Consider the following 16,928-nt stretch of genomic DNA (forward strand, 5'->3'; position numbering starts at 1 on the left):
ATCTTCTTTACTTGTCGTTATTCTCTAATAACCTGTTTAGTAATAATTCAAGGTTTACGGTAGCAAATGATGAACTGTAATCTGATAATCCGTAGGGAATAATTAATTCTCCATTGCTGATGATTGATCCGCAGGAATATACCACGTTCGGAACATAACCTTCACGCTCATCATTATTCGGGATAATTAGTGGCTCGATTAAATGTCCTATTTCTTTAGTTGGATCATTTAAATCTAAAAGAACCACGCCAATACAATATCTTCTCATTGGCCCTACTCCATGCGTGATAACAAGCCAACCTTTATCCGTCTCAATCGGAGATCCGCAGTTTCCAATTTGAACCAGTTCCCAATCGTATCTGGGTTGTTTTAAAAGGATCGGATTTTCCCATACATTTACCTTATCAGAAAACATGATATAATTATTCCAGCCATCTATCCTACTCATCATTACATATTTTCCATTTATCTTACGAGGAAAAAGTGCTAAATTTTTATTTTGAGCACCATCGCCATAAAGCGGAATCACCTTAAACTCATAAAAATCTTCCGTTTGTACAAGCTTAGGGATAATCAATGAACCGTCGAATGCAGTGTAAGTTGCATAGTAAACAGCCTTGCCATCATCTCTAATAAATTTTACAAAGCGGGCATCTTCAATTCCTTTTCGTTCAAATTCCGAAATCGGGAAAATAACACGGTCAGAAATATCTGTATCTTTAGAAAAACTAATGGTATGATAAGTGTCTGATAACCAAAGCACTTTATCAAACTCAACTAGTTTCGCGGGGTTATCCTTATATAAAGTTTTCGAATCTTTAATAATATTACTTAGGCTGGTGTATTCAAATTTTTCATCTAGCTGGGCTTCAATTTCCTCTAAAACAGCAGGATCAATTTGTGCATAAGCTGCCTTTTTTAAGAAAAGCTTTTTGACGTATATGGCATTTTTCACCACTTCTGCCTCATCTACATAATCACCTACCGGCAACACCTGGATGTTGTTATTTTTATCGATTAAAGCTCTACGAAAAACGATAGATGAGATATGACCTTCTCCTACAGCTCTAAAACTAATGATCACACGCTTTTCACCTTCCACTAAGTCGGTTTGATCAGGATCATCGACTATGCTGGGGTTAAAAAAAGCTGCTGATTCTATTGAATATTCATGCGTAAAATAAGCGCCAATCAATAGTCGCGTGTATTGATCCAGATCTTCCAGATCAGTCCCTAATATCGCAAATTGTTTTTTTAGTTTTTTGCAGTGACGATTTAAAATCTTCGTGATGTTCCGGTGTCGTTTAGAATATTCCTGAAGGATGGGCGATATTAAAGAAAAAACTTTCTCATCCGAAAACTCTAAAACCTTCCTGATGACTTCAAGTGCTCTTTCTTCTCCATTGAAAAAAAAACGGGCAATTACCCGTTTCGTATCAGGATGAACTTTTACGGGTTTTCGTTCTATGTATAATCTCATTATTTAAGCTTTTTGATAGTTTATTCGATTGTTTTAGGCAATAGTATATTAACTAAATTACGACTTAATTGTTTCTATTTTTTATCGTTTTGATGAGATTCTTTACCTTTAACAAGAATCGTTCAAAAGCGAATCTTCATCAATATAAAACAAGATCATGCTCAAAAATATTATTCCGGCAAACGACGATTTAAGATTAAGAAAACTGTTTTATTACGAAATTTTAGATTCTCCTGCTGAACAATCATTTGACTTGATCAGCACCTTAGCAGCGGACATATTTGACGCTAAAAATGCCGGAATTTGCTTTATTGCAGATGAAGTTATTTTTGTGAAGTCGCGGGTTGGCGAAGCGATTGAAACACAACGAAATGACAGTTTAATAGCACAGGCTATTTTGGAAGATGATGTTTTAATCATCGACCATGATCCTAACAACCAGACTATCGATTCTTTAGTAGCGGCACCTATAAAATCTCCAGAAGGTTTTAACATCGGGGCAATTTATGTATTCGGGGATGAAGCTAAAAATCCATCAGAAAAACAGAAAAAAATGCTGATGCAATTGGCAGAACTGGTTATTGATAAGCTTGAAACCCGCATTGCTATTAGAAAAACTTTAACCGCACAGGATGACCGTCTTCATGTACTGATCCATGATTTAAAAAATCCGATGACTACCATATCTCTTCAGTCGGAATTGGTAAGCAGAATGCCAAACATCGACGAAAAAGCGAAGCTAATTACTTCAAAAATTAATCTGCAGGCTAAAAGAATGGTTGAGAGCCTGAATGAAATTTTAAGCGCTGCAAAAAAGGTAAGCGGATCATTCAAGCCCAAAAAGGAAAAAGTAGATTTAAGCCAAATTTTGAAGCTGGCTTCTCAACATCTTGAATCTTTCGCGAAGAAAAAAAATCAAACCTTTATTTTTGAAATGGAAAGCGGGCTTGAAATTTTTGGTGATACTGATAAGCTCACTGAACTATTTTACCATGTAATACATAACGCTATTAAATTTTCTGAACCTGAAAAGAAGATTTCGTTTTCTCATCAAATGGAAGATAACCGGATTACCATCGCGGTAAAGGATCAAGGTGTTGGCTTAACTCCAGAAGACTTGGAATTGTTATTTATAAAGTTTGCTACCTTAAGTGCCCAGCCTACACAAAATGAAAATTCAAATGGTTTAGGGCTAACCCTCGTCAAGATGTTTGTCGATATGCATAAAGGTAAACTTTGGGCAGAAAGCGAAGGAAAAAACATGGGTACAACATTTTATGTACAGCTGCCTATCAAGTAATTAGTCCAGCAATTCGGCCAATTTCATTTCCTCCAATAAAATTCTTTCAGGGGAACCAGTTTTTAGAAATGACCATTTTATTAACCTTATTACACCATTTTCAATTTCAATTCCAGTGATATCGCCATCGCTAAAACAGCAGCAGCCACTATTAAAATATCCGGGTTGATATTGCTTAAATTCTGGTGCTTCATCACCCCGCTTGATTCGTTTTTTTAGCTCTTGGTTTAGCAGATCGATCTCTTCCTTATTTTGCGCAAGGGTTGCTTTATTCAGCTTCAAATAAATTCTTTCTAAATGGGTTAAAGAAGCAAAAACCGGCTGATGGGTATGCCCTGTAATCAAAGAAGTATTTGTTTGCTCAGCTTGCCAGCTATACATCATACTATTATGCTCCGTTTTTAGCTGGCTATCGTAAGCAGGTGTATTTGGGTTAATACGCAAAAATGATTGTAGTGGCGCCCAGATGGTACTCACAAACCACTTACTGAACCAATTCCCATCACTTTGTAAATCTCCCTGATGGCCGTGAGTAAGAAAAATATTTAAAGTTTTATCATCAATGGTAGTTTTTAGAATAGCGCCCTCATAAATTGGAACCTTTTGACCATAAATCCGGTTCAAGTTGAAACCGGCCAGCGGGTCATTGTCCCAATACAAATCATGGTTACCGAAAATTTTTGTGAAGGCGCCGGCTTCTATAAAAGTTCTTTCTGCATCAAACGTTGCCTGATTATGCTTGATGACCGTCTCCATTAGGTTTTCCCACAGTTCTTCACTATCTCCCAAATTGATGTAATGGAAATTATTTTTCCGATAATGATTCAGCGCAGCTAAATAATTTTGTTCCGCAAGCGAAAAATCATCGGCGTAATCTCTTCCTCTCTTATGCTGATCGGAAAAAATGATAAATTTATCAGCCTCTTTAAATTCGAAAACAATACCTCGTTTACCGGGCGAATTCGAAATTGTACCGTACAGCTTAGTCAAAGCATCGTGAATGCGTTTTTGATTAGGTCTTGAGCCAAATTTGTTCGATAGCCTGATCACCCACTTACCTAATAATTTTTGAAGAAGTTTCCGCATTCAATTGCAATGATGTGAGTAAAATAACAAAAAATATCAGCAAACGTTTCATTTAAATAATTGGTGAGATCCCGCCTTTATCTCCACAGCACAAGTAAGTAACATTTACTTGATATAAGTTTCTGTTCCCTCAAATATTTCTACTTTAGAAAACTAACCAAGTATAAATTAAAATGAAAAACAATCAATCAGTTAATTTACTAAAACCTTTTACCTTGTTTATAGGAATATGTTTAGGTTTCAGTTCTATTGGTCTGGCACAAACACCTCAATTAAAAGGCATACAATTATCAAATGTAACAAAAGTGGCTCGTTTAACGGGAACACCTCTAAAGGATGAAAATTTGCCCAGCCCGAACAATACCGCAAAGGCCTATGATGTTGGTGGAACCGATTTGGGTATTTTCTGGCAAATGAAAGGATCGAAAGTTGGGATTTTTTTCGGTGATACCCATGGCAGAGCGTTTATTGCTGAGAAAGATGGCAAAGGAGGTGGCAATGGTGCCAACTGGCGATCGAATGTTCTGGCATTTTCTAGCGACGATCATCTCGAGGATGGAATTACCATTGATTCGATGGCCCTTGATCAGAGCGGAAGTGCCCGGGAGATTTGTGCAGGTGGAAAAACCAATCCTCAAAAATACAATACCTCCATCCCTACCGCTGCAATCAGAGTTAAGAATACTGATTATGTGCACTACATGAACATTTATGATTGGGCTGGCGGAAATGGCAGATGGTTAACCAATTTTTCATCCTTGTATGCTTCTAATGATGATGGGAAAACCTGGACCAGAAAAAATGAGGTAAATTTTAAAGGTGACAGTAAATTTTCGCAAGTTTGTTATGCCAAAAAAGACGGCTATGTTTTCATGATCGGGAGTTTATCTGGCCGTGGTGGGCCCGGTTATCTTGCCAGAATCAAAGAAAAGGATATGCTAAATCTTAGCCATTATGAATATTGGAACGACAATACCAATAAATGGGTGAAAGGAGATGAAAGCAAGGCAACGGTTGTTATTCCTGGACCGATTGGGGAAGCATCACTGATTTTCCATCAGAAATATAAGAAATGGATAATTGCTTACAGTTACGATTCCGCTTACAATCCATTAGCAAAAAGCAAGTTTCATGCACTGGCCTATCGCGATGCAAAAGAAATTAACGGGAAATGGAGTGATTTGAAAATACTTGCAGATGTGAACCAATTTAAAGGTTTATACTGTCCATATATTTATCCACTGAGAAACAGTGAAGATCAATTATACTTTACCATGTCGCAATGGGAACCATATAATGTTTATTTGATGAAAGCTGATATTGGCTTAAGATAATTATGCATCTTCCCCATTCCACACATCATCATCTGCATGTTTGATTTCATCATGGCTGGATGTGGATGATTTGAATAGCTCATCGTGATGGTAATTTCTTTCTGGATTTTCAGGTAACGAATCATCATGATCAGGTACAGTCGTCCGCAAATGTTCGGGCTTCTTCACTTCAGGTAAATCATCATGAATTACTGAAGGTTTTAGAATTTGTTTTCCGGGAGTTGATTTGTTATCCATATTATAGAATGATCAAATTTCAAGCCATAACTTAAACTAAAAGACAAAACCTGCTCGATGAACAGGTTTTGTTTGATATAATTAGTAATTTCCAGTTACTCCAACTTCTAAGCCGCGTAACTCAGCCAGACCACGTAATCGGCCTATTGCCGAATAACCTGGATTGGTTTGTTTCGCCAAATCATCCAGCATTTGGTGACCATGATCCGGGCGGAAAGGAATTGCCTGATCGCGTTTGGCATTTTCATCAGACAAGGCTTTCATAATTTCGTACATATTTACGTCGCCGCCTAAATGATCAGCTTCATAAAAACTTCCGTCCTCATCTTTCGTTACGTTGCGTAAATGTGCGAAATAAACACGCTCTTTCACCGCGTTAAATATTTCTAAAGCATCATTTTTCATTCCTGCTCCTAAAGATCCGGTACAGAAACAAACGCCATTGAATGGTTTATCTACCTCTTTAATGATGTACTCAAAATCTTCCAATGTGCTTGCAATTCGTGGTAAACCTAAAATAGGATAAGGCGGATCATCCGGATGAATGGTCATTTTAATCCCTTCTTCGGTACATACATCAGCAATTGAAGAAAGGAAATATTTTAAGTTTTCTTTTAAACCCTGCGTTCCGATAGCGGCGTATTCATTAATACTTGTTCTCAACGTTTCGAGTTCAATTTCTTTTTCGTTAGGAATACCCATGAGTACGTTTACCCGCAAATCTGCCAACTCGGCTTCAGTAAGGGTAGCAAATTTTTCATTTGCCCTTTTTAAAATAGATTCGGCATAATCTGCCTCTGCGTTTTCTCTCTTTAAAATATGAAGATCAAAAATCGCTAAATCAATCCAATTGAAATATAAGGCCTTTGACCCATCCGTCATTTCCAGATCCAACTGCGTACGTGTCCAATCTAACACTGGCATAAAGTTGTAACAAACCGTTTTCAGGCCACATTGAGCAAGGTTACGCAGTGAGGTTCTGTAGTTTTCCAGGTAATGTTCTGCATCCGCCCTGCGGGTTTTAATGGCTTCATGAACGGGCACACTCTCTACCACAGACCAGGTTAAACCTGCAGCTTCAATAATGGCTTTTCGTTCTTGAATATCTTCCAAAGGCCAAATTTCACCATGTGGAATGTGGTGAAGCGCAGTTACAATGCCTGTTGCCCCAGCCTGTTTAACATCTTGTAAGCTTACCGGATCTATAGGTCCATACCAACGCCAGGTTTGCTCTAATTTTTTGTAGTTCATATGTGGTTATTCAGATTTTTTGATTTTTAAACTCCGGAAAAAGCACAGAAGCCGCCATCAACGGTAATGTTTTCGCCATTTACAAATTTTGAGGCATCGCTTAATAAGTAAATTAAGGCGCCAATTAATTCCTCCGGATCACCGAATCTTTTAAACGGTGTTTTAGATATGATGGCCTCTCCTCTTGAGGTTAAAGAACCATCTTGATTGGTAAGCAAAGCTCTGTTCTGATTAGTGATAAAAAAGCCAGGCACAATTGCATTCATTCTTACTTTATCGCCATAACGGTTGGCCAATTCAACCGCCATCCACTTGGTATAACTGTCAATAGATGATTTAGCCAAAGAATAACCTAAAACCCGGGTTACTGCCTGGGTAGCCGAAACTGATGATATGTTTACAATGCTTCCGCCATTTTTAGCGATTTCTTTACCGAAAATTTGCGTAGGCACCAATGTTCCAAAAAGATTTAAATCGAAAGCTTGTTTAAGTGCAGAAATGTTAAGGTCGAAAATACCACTGGTAGGTTGAACCACGGCTTCGGCAATGTTACCACCAGCACCGTTCACCAGTGCATCAATCCGGCCAAAGGTTTTAATAATTTCCTCATTCGCAGCAATTAAATCTTGCTCGTTTAGCACATCGGCGATGATGTAAATTGCTTTTCCACCAGCCTGGGCCACGGTTTCAGCCCTAAGTTTTGCTGCATCTTCATTTCTGCCAATAATTACAATTGATGCCTGGGCGGCAGTAAGTCCGGTAATAAATGCTTCTCCTAAAACACCAGTTGCGCCGGTTACAACCACAACTTTATCCTTTAGAGAAAACAGGCTCTCGACATTTTTTATCATTTGTTTAGATTTTCTATTTGGTTAATCCACCACTAAGGTGGCAATGGAGTGCGGTAAGCTCGTTGTTGTTGCAGCCTGCCCTTTAATCCATAAACTATACTTTAATTTTTCATCTGTTTGATTCATTACCACAACGACCAACTTACCATCAGCATTTAAAAAAGCTGTCGATTGTAATACATCGCGGCTAGAGGCTGTACCAATTCTCTTGGCACCCGGACGAATGAATTTTGAGAAATGCCCCATATAGTAGTAGGCATTGGTATATATTAACTTGTCATTTTTAACATCAGCATGTACGGGTGCAAAACAGAAGTTACCTACATGATTTGGTCCACCATTTTCATCTAAGAGGATGTTCCAATCTGTCCAGGCTGCAGTACCCGCATTAAAATCATTTATCATTGAATATCCATAACGCTCACCCAATGTCCAGTCATCCAGCTTTTTAACATCATACTTTTCTTTACATCCTTCAGTAAAAATTAAGGCCTTTTCAGGATAGGCTTCATGTGTTTGGCGAACATTTCCGAATTGCATTCCGCTGCCCGTCCATGTTTCGTACCAGTGAAAACCGATGCCCCAAACATATTTTGCAGCTTCTTTATCGTTTAAAATGGTACTTGCTCTCTGAAAGATCTGGTCACGGTTGTGATCCCATGCGATTAATTTTTTAGATGCTAAACCTGATTTGTGAAGCGTTGGGCCTAAGAAGTTTTTAATAAAATCGCGTTCCTCCTCTGCCGTGTACACACATGATTCCCAAACCTGTTTTGCCATCGGTTCATTCTGAACTGACAAACCCCAGATTGGCATGCCCATGGCTTCGTAAGTTTTAATGAACTTAACATAGTGATTTGCCCAGCTTTGACGATATTCAGGTAATAAATGTCCGCCTTTAATTAAGCTGTTATTATCTTTCATCCAGGCTGGTGGCGACCAAGGACTTACATATAGCGTAAGCTTACCGCCAGCTGCAGCGGTTGCTTGTTTAATTAATGGAATTTTAAATTGCTCATCATGTGCTACACTAAAGGTTTTCAAATCTTTATCATTATCCTGAACGTAAGTATAGCTTCCGCTTGAGAAATCGCAACTTGCAATGTTGGTACGGGCAAGCGTATAACCAATTCCCTTATCTTTATTGTAATAAGCGGATAATAATTCCTGTTGATTTTTTTTTGAAAGCTTGGCGAAAGTTTCTGCAGAAGCATCGGTTAACGCACCGCCAATACCTACTAATGTTTGATATTTTATCGTAGGATCAACAAAGATGGTTGGCTCGGTTTCGAAAGGCTGCCTATTTTCAACAAAATTCAAAGTTTCTGTTTTGCTCAATCGATAATCAGATTTTTCGGCAGTAATGTAAACTATCACTTTCTTATTGCCGACAGCATACGTTTGAACAGTTTTCGCAACTGTTTTTACGTTTTTTTTGTTTTGTGCAGTTGCAGTAAGTGCGGTTGCCAAAATCAATAAAATGCTCAAATTTTGTTTCATTATTATTTTATTTACGTTATACGCCAAATCAGCGGCGCAAAATCTTATTTTGAACTTCGAATTTCCGAATAAATCATTCAATAAAGTCACAAAATAATAATTATTACGTATCATTTCTAAACAGCATAGTTAACTATTTATCATTCAGCAGCTATCATCTGTAATCATATTTCAACTTTATTTATATTTTTCCTGCATTTCCCTATAGAAATTTTTTAGAACGAAATAGGCTTTCTTCTTTTCGCCGGTTTCTGAAATTAAACCCTTGCGGTTCCAAAAATTTTGATAAACCGGATGTTGCCGGCGAGGCGATCTGAAATCTGTCAAAATCCATGGCGTAATTCCTTTGAGCGATTTAATTTTGGATAACATCGTAATTTGATTTTTGTACAGCGCTTCCTGGTATTCTTCACTCCAACGGGTATTTTCATCCGCGTGAAATCCAGCTAAAGCATCGCCCCCAAATTCACTAATCACCACAGGTTTATTGTATTTGATATTGAAATCATACTTTGTAATTTCACTTGGAACGCCACCAAAATACCAACCGGCATATTCGTTAAAACTTACCAGATCTATCTTTTCACCTAAAGGATCATTCAAAATCATGGTATTGCCTTCACGATGCACCTCAAGCGCAGCAGCAATTAGCCGGGTATCGTCCAAACTGCGTGCGGTTTCTACCAAATTGCTCATAAAACTTAAACGGGCATCACTTAAAGGGGTTTCATTACCCACAGACCAGATGATTACACTTGCCCTATTTTTATCACGAACGATTAAATCTGTTAACTGTTGCTTGGCATTTGCGTAGGTGGCTGGATTGGTCCAGTTAATGGTCCAATAAACCGGTACTTCTGCCCAAACCATTAAGCCCATTTCATCCGCCAAACGGATCATTTCTTCATTGTGCGGATAATGTGCCAGGCGAACATAGTTACAGTTCATGTCTTTGGCCCACTGCAGCATCATCCTCATATCACCGTTAGAGCGTAAACGACCTGCGATTAATGGATTTTCGTCGTGAAGCGATATCCCGCGGAGAAAAACCGATTTGTTATTTAACAAAATACTGTCGCCTTTTGCTTCGATGGTACGAAAACCTATTTTATCATTAATGCTTTCTTTATCTGATTTGATATTTGCCTCATAAAGCTTCGGATTTTCTGGCGACCAAAGACTTAAGTTATTCCATGTAAACTCATCATCTATTTTCCCTTCGCCATCAGTTTTGTATTTTTTCTCCAACTTTAATTCCGGAATCGATAAGGTAATTTCCTGACCGGCAGTTGGATCTGCTAATTTCAAAGAAAAATTAAGCAGGTTATTATTGCCTTTAACCAACTGCAATTTGTAATCACTAATGAAATGATCAGGAAATTCTGCCAGGTATACATCTCTGGTAATGCCACCGTAATTCCACCAATCGGTGTTGGTTGTTGGAATTTCATCGGGCTTCCTGGTATTATCTACCTTTACCACAACTGAATTTTCGCCAGTTTTAAGTTTATTGGTTACATCAAATTGAAATGGCGTGAAACCACCCTTATGTATGCCAAGTTTTTTCCCGTTTAGATAAACATGAGCCTCATAATTTACAGCACCGAAATAGATAAAATATTTTTTCCCTTTTTCTGGCTTGGCATCAAATTTTTTACGTAACCAAACTGTGCCTTCATAAAGCTCTAGTTTTTCAGACTGTGAATTCCAGTCACCAGGCACATTCATATGTGGTGAACCATTGAAACTATATTCAATCAGTTCCGATTTATCTTTCTGCTCGCGGTCATCAAAAAAGCCGCCTGTTCCTGTTTTAGTTTGATCGAATGGTTGATGCCGGTAATCATAATAACCGTTTTCATAAGGATCGATAATATAATTCCATTTACCATTCAGGCTTTGGATGTTTCTACCTTGAATATTTTGAATGGTGCTAACTTGGGCGTAACCCATTGATGTGAAGAGCGATAAGCAGATTAAAATAATTCGATAGGTTGATTTTAGCATAAATAATCTGGTTTTGTTAATTAATTGATCTTTTCAAAACTAACAATTAATTAACGGACGGTGTTTCCACCGCCCGACTAAATTTGAGCAAAATTTAGATACAATTCATTATCAATGTTTTATATACAACATTACGTGTACATAACCGATTCAAACTTTAAAACTCCGGTATGTATGTTCTTGATTATACATCCTGCCTGAGCTGGCGAATCTATAAAAACTACAGATCAAAAATCCTTTATTCTGTAGCAAGAGGGCAATAAATCGAGTCGTACAGACATTTCAAACGTTTGAAATAATTGAGAAATTTTCCTTATCTATGCAATAGCGATTGGACAAGATGAAGCAAAATACTCCTATAACACTGAAATTTCTTGCTGAAAAGCTAAAAATGTCAGTTTCAACAGTGTCAAAAGCACTAAATAATTATCCAACCATAAATGAGTACACCAAAAAACGTGTTCAGGAGATGGCGAAGGAGTTACGTTTTACGCCAAATAAATCAGCTATAAATCTAAAAGAAAGAAAATCGCGGATTATAGGAGTTATTCTGCCCAATCTGCTTGATCATTTTTTTACGAGGAGCATTTACGGGGTTGAGCAATTTGCCACAGAAAACGGATATAATATCATCATCAGTCAAACCCACGATGATTTGGCAAAGGAAATTCAATCTGCGAACAGACTTTTGAAGAGCCGTGTTGATGGATTGATCGTAGCCATATCTAAGCAAACTCAAAACTTTTCACACTTTGACCAGTTTGAAAATATGGGCACACCTGTTGTTTATTACACCAGAAATCCAAGTTTCAACTTAAACTGCCATAAAGTTTTAGGAAATACCTTTCAGGGATGTTATGAGGCAACACAATTTTTAATTGATAGAGGTCATCAAAGAATTGCGTATTTAGGTGGACCGAAAATGATCAGTTTTACGCATGACCGGTTTAATGGTTACATCAATGCCTTAAAGAATAATCATGTTTCATTTTCATCTGATCTGGTTGCCTACACTGATTTCGACCGGGACAATACAATTACCGCCATTCAAAGCCTTTTTGCAAATTCAGAAAACCCGCCCACAGCACTGGTTGCTTTTAAGGAGCCAATATTATTTGATGCCATTAAGTATTTAAAATCAATTGAACATCCCAACTTTGATAAAATCGAGTGTATCGGTTTCGGAAACACATCTGTTATCAGCTATCTGGATTTTCCTCCGATAGCATCTGTTGAAGAAAACCCTGAATCTGTAGGAGAAAATGCGATGAGGCTGCTATTGCAGCTGATTAACGATGAAATTGAAATCCAGAATTATCAAAAAGTAATGGTTGATTGCAAGCTGGTGGTTCATTAGGTTAATGAAATCCCATTTCCTCTTATCTCATTACGATGCTTTTCATTATAAACAAAAGCGCCAACAATGAGCAAACCCGCTATCCCCTCAAAAGCTACCACGGTTTGTGTCCCAAACTGGTGTGCCAGATATCCCATAAGCAAACTTCCAAGCGGCAAAACTCCTTGATAAGCCATGATGTAGTAACTCAAGGTTCTTCCACGCATTAAATCGTCAGCATGTGTTTGCAAATAGGTATTGATAGATGACGTTTGCGCCATTAAGCCAAGTGCAGCCAAACCGGTACAAATTAAAGCCAGGATAAGCGACGGACTAATAGCCAATGCCACTACAGAAACAGCCAATAGCACCCCTGAAACCATCACTATTTTCTGAAGATTTTGTTTCACTTTAAGGGTGGCCATATAAATCGCTCCGAAAAAGGCACCAAAACCGGCAGCACTTTCAAACCAGCTAAACGTTGTAGCCGTTCCGTTAAAAACATCCTTCGCAAAAACAGGCAATAAAGTGGTAAATGGAATCACCAGAAGACTCGATGCCGCCATCATTAAAATCATTGATGCCAAATCTGGAGATGCTTTCAAATAATCGTAGCCTTTTTTAAGATCAATCCAGATATTTTCTTTTGATTTAACATGGGCTGTTAATTTTAATTTCATCATCACCATACAACCAAGCACAGCAATAAAACTAAGGAAGTTAATCAGAAAACAGATATCCTCGCCCAAAGTACTCAAAATCACACCAGCCAATGCCGGCCCCACTAGCCTTGCCGCATTAAAAACAGATGAATTCAATGCAATGGCATTCGGCAAATCTTCCTTATCATCGATTAAGTTAACCATCAGCGACTGCCTGGCCGTTACATCGAATGCATTTACCAAACCCTGCACCAAAGAAAGTGCAGCAATCCAAAATATATCGTAAACCTTAAACCAAATCATCAAAGCTAACGCACCGGCCTGCAACATCAAAATCACTTGTGTTATGATTAATATCTTGTATTTATTGTGCCTGTCTACATAACTGCCGGCATAAGGCGCCAGCACCAATGATGGAATTAAACTGAGGAAAGTGATGAGTCCAAGCAAAAAAGCTGAGCCTGTTAAGCGGTAAACTAGCCAGCTAATTGCAACACGTTGCATCCAGGTACCAACTAACGAAATGGCCTGACCTGAAAAAAATAACCTGTAATTATAATGTCTGAGTGAACGAAAAATTGTCATATATCAAAGTAGTAAAGTAACTTTACAAAATTATAAATTTCAACTGAGTTGACAAAACCAATAATAACTAATTTTATCATTAAAACATCACAAAATCATATAAATCTATAAATAAATGAAGAACTTTAAATTTAAATAACACTATATTTGTAAAGTTTATTTACTAAAAAAATGCCAACACCCACTCAGGAAATTGCTGCTAAACTAAGGAGCACTGTTACACGCCTCACCCGACAATTGCGAAAACAGAATGTGAGCTCTGAATTTAGCAACGCAGAATTAATTACTATGTCGTTATTAGAACAGCACGGCATGCTGCTTTCCACTGAACTTGCCGAAATGGAGCGGGTTTCCAAACAGGCAATTTCTCAAATCATCAATCGGTTAGTTGAGGCAAAATGCGTTGAGCGACAACCGAGCGAAGACGATAAGAGAAAGGTTTTTATCAGCTTAACTAAACTCGGAGAAAAACATATTATAGCCAGTAGAAAAATCAAAGAAGAATGGCTCGTACAAACCATGGAAAAAATATTCTCAGCAGAAGAGATTACACTTATCCAGGCATTTCTACCTTTACTTTCTCGATTGGTGGAATATAACGGAACTAAGGTTTAATTTACTTTATCGTTATGCAAATTAGCCGTAACTTGCGGTTTCAAAATGGCATTATATTTCACATCAATAAATTCGGGAAGTAACGGCAACTGTTACTATGTTGGCAACGAAAACGAGGCTGTTTTAATTGATGTTGGATTAACTTGCAAAGAAGTCGAACTGAGAATTAACCGCTTAGGCTTATCCCTTGAGAAAATCAAAGCGATTTTCATTTCTCATGAACATAGCGATCATATTAAGGGTTTAAGCGTTTTTGCAAAGAAACATCACTTACCGGTTTACATTAGCACACCAACTTACAAAAGCAGCAGACTCCTGTTAAATGAAGAAAACATTTTTCCGATTTCGCACCTGCAAAAAATCAAAATAGGAAACCTTAACGTATTTGCCTTTTCCAAATTTCATGATGCCGCAGATCCTTATAGTTTTACTATAGAATGTAATGATGTTCGGGTTGGTGTTTTTACAGACATTGGCTCGGTATGCGATCGTTTAATCAGTCAATTCAAAACCTGCCATGCGGCATTTCTTGAAGCCAATTACTGTGCACAAATGTTAGCCAACGGTAGCTATCCTTACTTTCTGAAAAGAAGAATAACCAGCGGACATGGACACTTGAGCAATACGCAGGCGCTGGAACTTTTTCAAAATCATAAACCAGCATTTATGAGTCATTTGTTGCTGAGTCATTTATCAAAAGACAACAACGACCCTATGTTGGTTGAAAATATATTCAGGGATGTTGCAGGTGATACTTTTGTAAAAGTAGCTTCGCGATACCAGGAAACAGAAGTATTTTATGTAAGCAAAAGCAAATCAACAATACCTGCCTATCAATTTAATCCGGCGGCTTACCAGCCAGATCAACTGAATCTTTTTTAATTTTCTTGAAACGCTAAAAAAATTATAACAAAAAAATATTTTCACAAACATTTTTTAAGGTTATGGGTTATATCTATACTTCATAAATAGTTTGTTTGGTTTATTTGGGGCTTAAATTTTAAGCCCCTTTCTTTTTAATAAAAATTTCAAGCCACGCTAAATCCTTCCTGAAGGGAACTAACTTTCAAATTTGTAATATTTCACTTACATTTGCCGCAAATCTCCCCCTATTGTTTTTTTAACCTTTAACAAAAAAATAACATGGAGACGAGTAAATTCTCAAAATTCAGTGCCGAATTTCTAGGCACATTAGTATTAGTTTTAATGGGATGCGGTAGCGCAGTCATCGCCGGTGCAGATGGCACAACTGGTGTAGGTTTGCTGGGGATTTCTTTTGCCTTTGGTTTATCTGTTGTGGCAATGGCTTATGCAATCGGCCACATTTCGGGCTGCCACATTAATCCAGCCATTTCAATTGGAATGGTTGTGGCCGGAAGAATGAAAGCCGGCGAAGCAGCTTATTATATTATAGCCCAGATTTTGGGAGCAATTGCGGGAGCTGGCCTACTTTACTTAATTGTAAGCAACCAGGCAAATTTCGAAATGAAAGAATGGGCATTGGGTTCAAACGGTTGGGGTAAAGGCTATTTAGCCGAATACAATTCTACAGCCGCATTTGTTGCCGAAGCTGTATTTACATTTATCTTTTTACTGGTCATCTTCGGTGCTACTTCAACTAAAAACATTAATGGCGGTTTCGCTGGTTTAGCTATTGGGCTTTCATTGGTTTTAATTCATATCGTTGGCATTAAAGTTACAGGTGTTTCTGTGAACCCGGCACGTAGTATTGGCCCTGCGGTTTTAGCAGGCGGTGAAGCCATCAAACAAATCTGGTTATTTGTAGCAGCTCCGGTTGTTGGCGCAGTTTTAAGTGCAGTAGTTTGGAAAACTGTGTTAGAAAAAAACTAGTTTAAGATGTAAAGAGGATGATGTGAAGTGGATAATGAGCCTAACAATCTTTAGGCATCTATATTTACAAAATCTTATTTATAAAAAAAAGGTAAAATGAATTGAATATGATCCAATTTATTTTACCTTTTTTATTGCGAAATGCAAAAGAAAATCATTCCATTTTACACCTCACACCTTCCAACCTTTTTATAGGTTCTTTACAATGGCCTCATCAGTCGGCTTTGTTTTAGAACGAAAACGGTGAACCAACTCCCCTTTTTCGTTTATTAAAAACTTCTCAAAGTTCCATTTAATATCACCTTGTTCTTCCGTACCGGTTTGCGTAGTAAGGTATTTAAACAACGGACTGATATCATCGCCTTTAACACTGGTTTTTTCAGCCATCAAAAATGAAACGTTATATTTTCCTGTACAAAACTCTTTAATTTCGGCATTGGTAGAAAACTCCTGTCCGCCAAAATTTCCGGCTGGAAATCCGATTAACACTACCTTTTTACCATATTGTTTTTGAAGTTTTTCTAAATCTTCATATTGTGGTGTGTAACCACACTTCGAAGCGGTATTTACAATTAAAATTTTCTTTCCTTTAAACTTAGAAAGTTTTACTTCTTTACCGTCAATGGTTTTGAAGCTGAAATCGTAAACATTTTTTGGTGGCGTAGGCATCAAAAAATTTAACAGAATTAAAATAGTGCTGATCATCGTTTTTTCTTTTTATATACGAATATAGGCACAAATAGTTTTTGTTACAGGTTTTGATTGTAAATTAAATGCCAAAATGAATAATAGCACTTTAAGTTTTAATATTAGAAAACGAAAGTCATATTTCC

Annotated in this window: 15 protein-coding genes; 6 read left to right on the top strand and 9 right to left on the bottom strand. The window is 37.6% G+C overall.

The features are described from left to right. Positions 1-7: 7 nt before the first annotated feature. Positions 8-1,480: a glycoside hydrolase family 130 protein gene (locus R2Q70_RS17350; protein ID WP_316808808.1), complete on the bottom strand. Its 1,473-nt coding sequence runs from the start codon at positions 1,478-1,480 to the stop codon at positions 8-10. Between the two features lie 157 nt (positions 1,481-1,637). Here R2Q70_RS17350 and R2Q70_RS17355 point away from each other — a divergent pair, with 157 nt between their 5' ends. After that, positions 1,638-2,780, top strand: coding sequence for a HAMP domain-containing sensor histidine kinase (locus R2Q70_RS17355; RefSeq protein WP_316808809.1), 1,143 nt, complete (start codon positions 1,638-1,640; stop codon positions 2,778-2,780). Here R2Q70_RS17355 and R2Q70_RS17360 read toward each other — a convergent pair whose 3' ends face one another. Next, the gene (locus R2Q70_RS17360; protein WP_316808810.1) at positions 2,781-3,866 is read right to left on the bottom strand and encodes a metallophosphoesterase; all 1,086 of its coding nucleotides are present in this window, start codon (positions 3,864-3,866) and stop codon (positions 2,781-2,783) included. It abuts the gene before it with no gap. Between the two features lie 173 nt (positions 3,867-4,039). On the opposite strand from R2Q70_RS17360, the gene R2Q70_RS17365 reads away from it, so the two are divergent. After that, positions 4,040-5,200 (top strand): DUF4185 domain-containing protein, encoded by a 1,161-nt coding sequence (locus R2Q70_RS17365; RefSeq protein ID WP_316808811.1) that lies wholly within the window; start codon positions 4,040-4,042, stop codon positions 5,198-5,200. Here R2Q70_RS17365 and R2Q70_RS17370 read toward each other — a convergent pair whose 3' ends face one another. The 5 genes from R2Q70_RS17370 to R2Q70_RS17390 form a co-directional block, all read right to left on the bottom strand. Beyond that, positions 5,201-5,437 carry a hypothetical protein gene (locus tag R2Q70_RS17370; RefSeq protein WP_316808812.1) on the bottom strand — a complete coding sequence of 79 codons (237 nt, stop codon included), beginning with the start codon at positions 5,435-5,437 and terminating at the stop codon, positions 5,201-5,203. It lies immediately after the preceding gene. Between the two features lie 81 nt (positions 5,438-5,518). After that, complete coding sequence (uxuA, locus tag R2Q70_RS17375; RefSeq protein ID WP_316808813.1) at positions 5,519-6,688, bottom strand: mannonate dehydratase; 1,170 nt, start codon at positions 6,686-6,688, stop codon at positions 5,519-5,521. A 26-nt stretch (positions 6,689-6,714) separates the two neighbouring features. Then, the gene (locus tag R2Q70_RS17380) at positions 6,715-7,539 is read right to left on the bottom strand and encodes an SDR family oxidoreductase (protein ID WP_316808814.1); all 825 of its coding nucleotides are present in this window, start codon (positions 7,537-7,539) and stop codon (positions 6,715-6,717) included. A 21-nt stretch (positions 7,540-7,560) separates the two neighbouring features. Further along, a complete protein-coding gene (locus tag R2Q70_RS17385) occupies positions 7,561-9,039 on the bottom strand; it encodes a glycoside hydrolase family 30 protein (protein WP_316808815.1) in 1,479 nt (492 codons plus the stop codon). Between the two features lie 177 nt (positions 9,040-9,216). After that, on the bottom strand, positions 9,217-11,046 hold the full coding sequence (locus R2Q70_RS17390) for a glycoside hydrolase family 2 protein (RefSeq protein WP_316808816.1): 1,830 nt from the start codon (positions 11,044-11,046) through the stop codon (positions 9,217-9,219). A 340-nt stretch (positions 11,047-11,386) separates the two neighbouring features. Between R2Q70_RS17390 and R2Q70_RS17395 the strand changes: the two genes are divergently transcribed. Beyond that, positions 11,387-12,403, top strand: coding sequence for a LacI family DNA-binding transcriptional regulator (locus tag R2Q70_RS17395; protein WP_316808817.1), 1,017 nt, complete (start codon positions 11,387-11,389; stop codon positions 12,401-12,403). On the opposite strand, the gene R2Q70_RS17400 is transcribed toward R2Q70_RS17395, so the two are convergent. Beyond that, positions 12,400-13,629: an MFS transporter gene (locus R2Q70_RS17400; protein WP_316808818.1), complete on the bottom strand. Its 1,230-nt coding sequence runs from the start codon at positions 13,627-13,629 to the stop codon at positions 12,400-12,402. The genes R2Q70_RS17395 and R2Q70_RS17400 overlap by 4 nt on opposite strands. A gap of 171 nt (positions 13,630-13,800) precedes the next feature. On the opposite strand from R2Q70_RS17400, the gene R2Q70_RS17405 reads away from it, so the two are divergent. From R2Q70_RS17405 to aqpZ, 3 genes are all read left to right on the top strand, one after another. After that, the gene (locus R2Q70_RS17405) at positions 13,801-14,244 is read left to right on the top strand and encodes a MarR family winged helix-turn-helix transcriptional regulator (RefSeq protein ID WP_316808819.1); all 444 of its coding nucleotides are present in this window, start codon (positions 13,801-13,803) and stop codon (positions 14,242-14,244) included. 45 nt (positions 14,245-14,289) lie between these two features. Continuing rightward, a complete protein-coding gene (locus tag R2Q70_RS17410) occupies positions 14,290-15,126 on the top strand; it encodes an MBL fold metallo-hydrolase (protein ID WP_316808820.1) in 837 nt (278 codons plus the stop codon). A 261-nt stretch (positions 15,127-15,387) separates the two neighbouring features. Continuing rightward, positions 15,388-16,095, top strand: coding sequence for an aquaporin Z (aqpZ, locus tag R2Q70_RS17415; protein ID WP_316808821.1), 708 nt, complete (start codon positions 15,388-15,390; stop codon positions 16,093-16,095). A 189-nt stretch (positions 16,096-16,284) separates the two neighbouring features. On the opposite strand, the gene R2Q70_RS17420 is transcribed toward aqpZ, so the two are convergent. Beyond that, entirely contained in the window at positions 16,285-16,800 is a 516-nt protein-coding gene (locus tag R2Q70_RS17420; RefSeq protein WP_316808822.1) for a glutathione peroxidase, read from the bottom strand. Positions 16,801-16,928 lie beyond the last annotated feature (128 nt).

The organism is Pedobacter agri (assembly GCF_032678665.1).
In the GTDB taxonomy this organism is placed as follows: Bacteria; Bacteroidota; Bacteroidia; order Sphingobacteriales; family Sphingobacteriaceae; genus Pedobacter; species Pedobacter agri_A.

Excerpts from the sequence above, each read along its gene's own strand:
- R2Q70_RS17390 (WP_316808816.1), bottom strand. The coding sequence starts at position 11,046 with ATGCTAAAATCAACCTATCGAATTATTTTAATCTGCTTATCGCTCTTC.
- R2Q70_RS17410 (WP_316808820.1), top strand. The coding sequence starts at position 14,290 with ATGGCATTATATTTCACATCAATAAATTCGGGAAGTAACGGCAACTGT.
- aqpZ (WP_316808821.1), top strand. The coding sequence starts at position 15,388 with ATGGAGACGAGTAAATTCTCAAAATTCAGTGCCGAATTTCTAGGCACA.
- R2Q70_RS17405 (WP_316808819.1), top strand. The coding sequence starts at position 13,801 with ATGCCAACACCCACTCAGGAAATTGCTGCTAAACTAAGGAGCACTGTT.
- R2Q70_RS17400 (WP_316808818.1), bottom strand. The coding sequence starts at position 13,629 with ATGACAATTTTTCGTTCACTCAGACATTATAATTACAGGTTATTTTTT.
- R2Q70_RS17385 (WP_316808815.1), bottom strand. The coding sequence starts at position 9,039 with ATGAAACAAAATTTGAGCATTTTATTGATTTTGGCAACCGCACTTACT.
- uxuA (WP_316808813.1), bottom strand. The coding sequence starts at position 6,688 with ATGAACTACAAAAAATTAGAGCAAACCTGGCGTTGGTATGGACCTATA.
- R2Q70_RS17420 (WP_316808822.1), bottom strand. The coding sequence starts at position 16,800 with ATGATCAGCACTATTTTAATTCTGTTAAATTTTTTGATGCCTACGCCA.
- R2Q70_RS17380 (WP_316808814.1), bottom strand. The coding sequence starts at position 7,539 with ATGATAAAAAATGTCGAGAGCCTGTTTTCTCTAAAGGATAAAGTTGTG.
- R2Q70_RS17350 (WP_316808808.1), bottom strand. The coding sequence starts at position 1,480 with ATGAGATTATACATAGAACGAAAACCCGTAAAAGTTCATCCTGATACG.
- R2Q70_RS17365 (WP_316808811.1), top strand. The coding sequence starts at position 4,040 with ATGAAAAACAATCAATCAGTTAATTTACTAAAACCTTTTACCTTGTTT.
- R2Q70_RS17360 (WP_316808810.1), bottom strand. The coding sequence starts at position 3,866 with ATGCGGAAACTTCTTCAAAAATTATTAGGTAAGTGGGTGATCAGGCTA.
- R2Q70_RS17355 (WP_316808809.1), top strand. The coding sequence starts at position 1,638 with ATGCTCAAAAATATTATTCCGGCAAACGACGATTTAAGATTAAGAAAA.
- R2Q70_RS17395 (WP_316808817.1), top strand. The coding sequence starts at position 11,387 with ATGAAGCAAAATACTCCTATAACACTGAAATTTCTTGCTGAAAAGCTA.
- R2Q70_RS17370 (WP_316808812.1), bottom strand. The coding sequence starts at position 5,437 with ATGGATAACAAATCAACTCCCGGAAAACAAATTCTAAAACCTTCAGTA.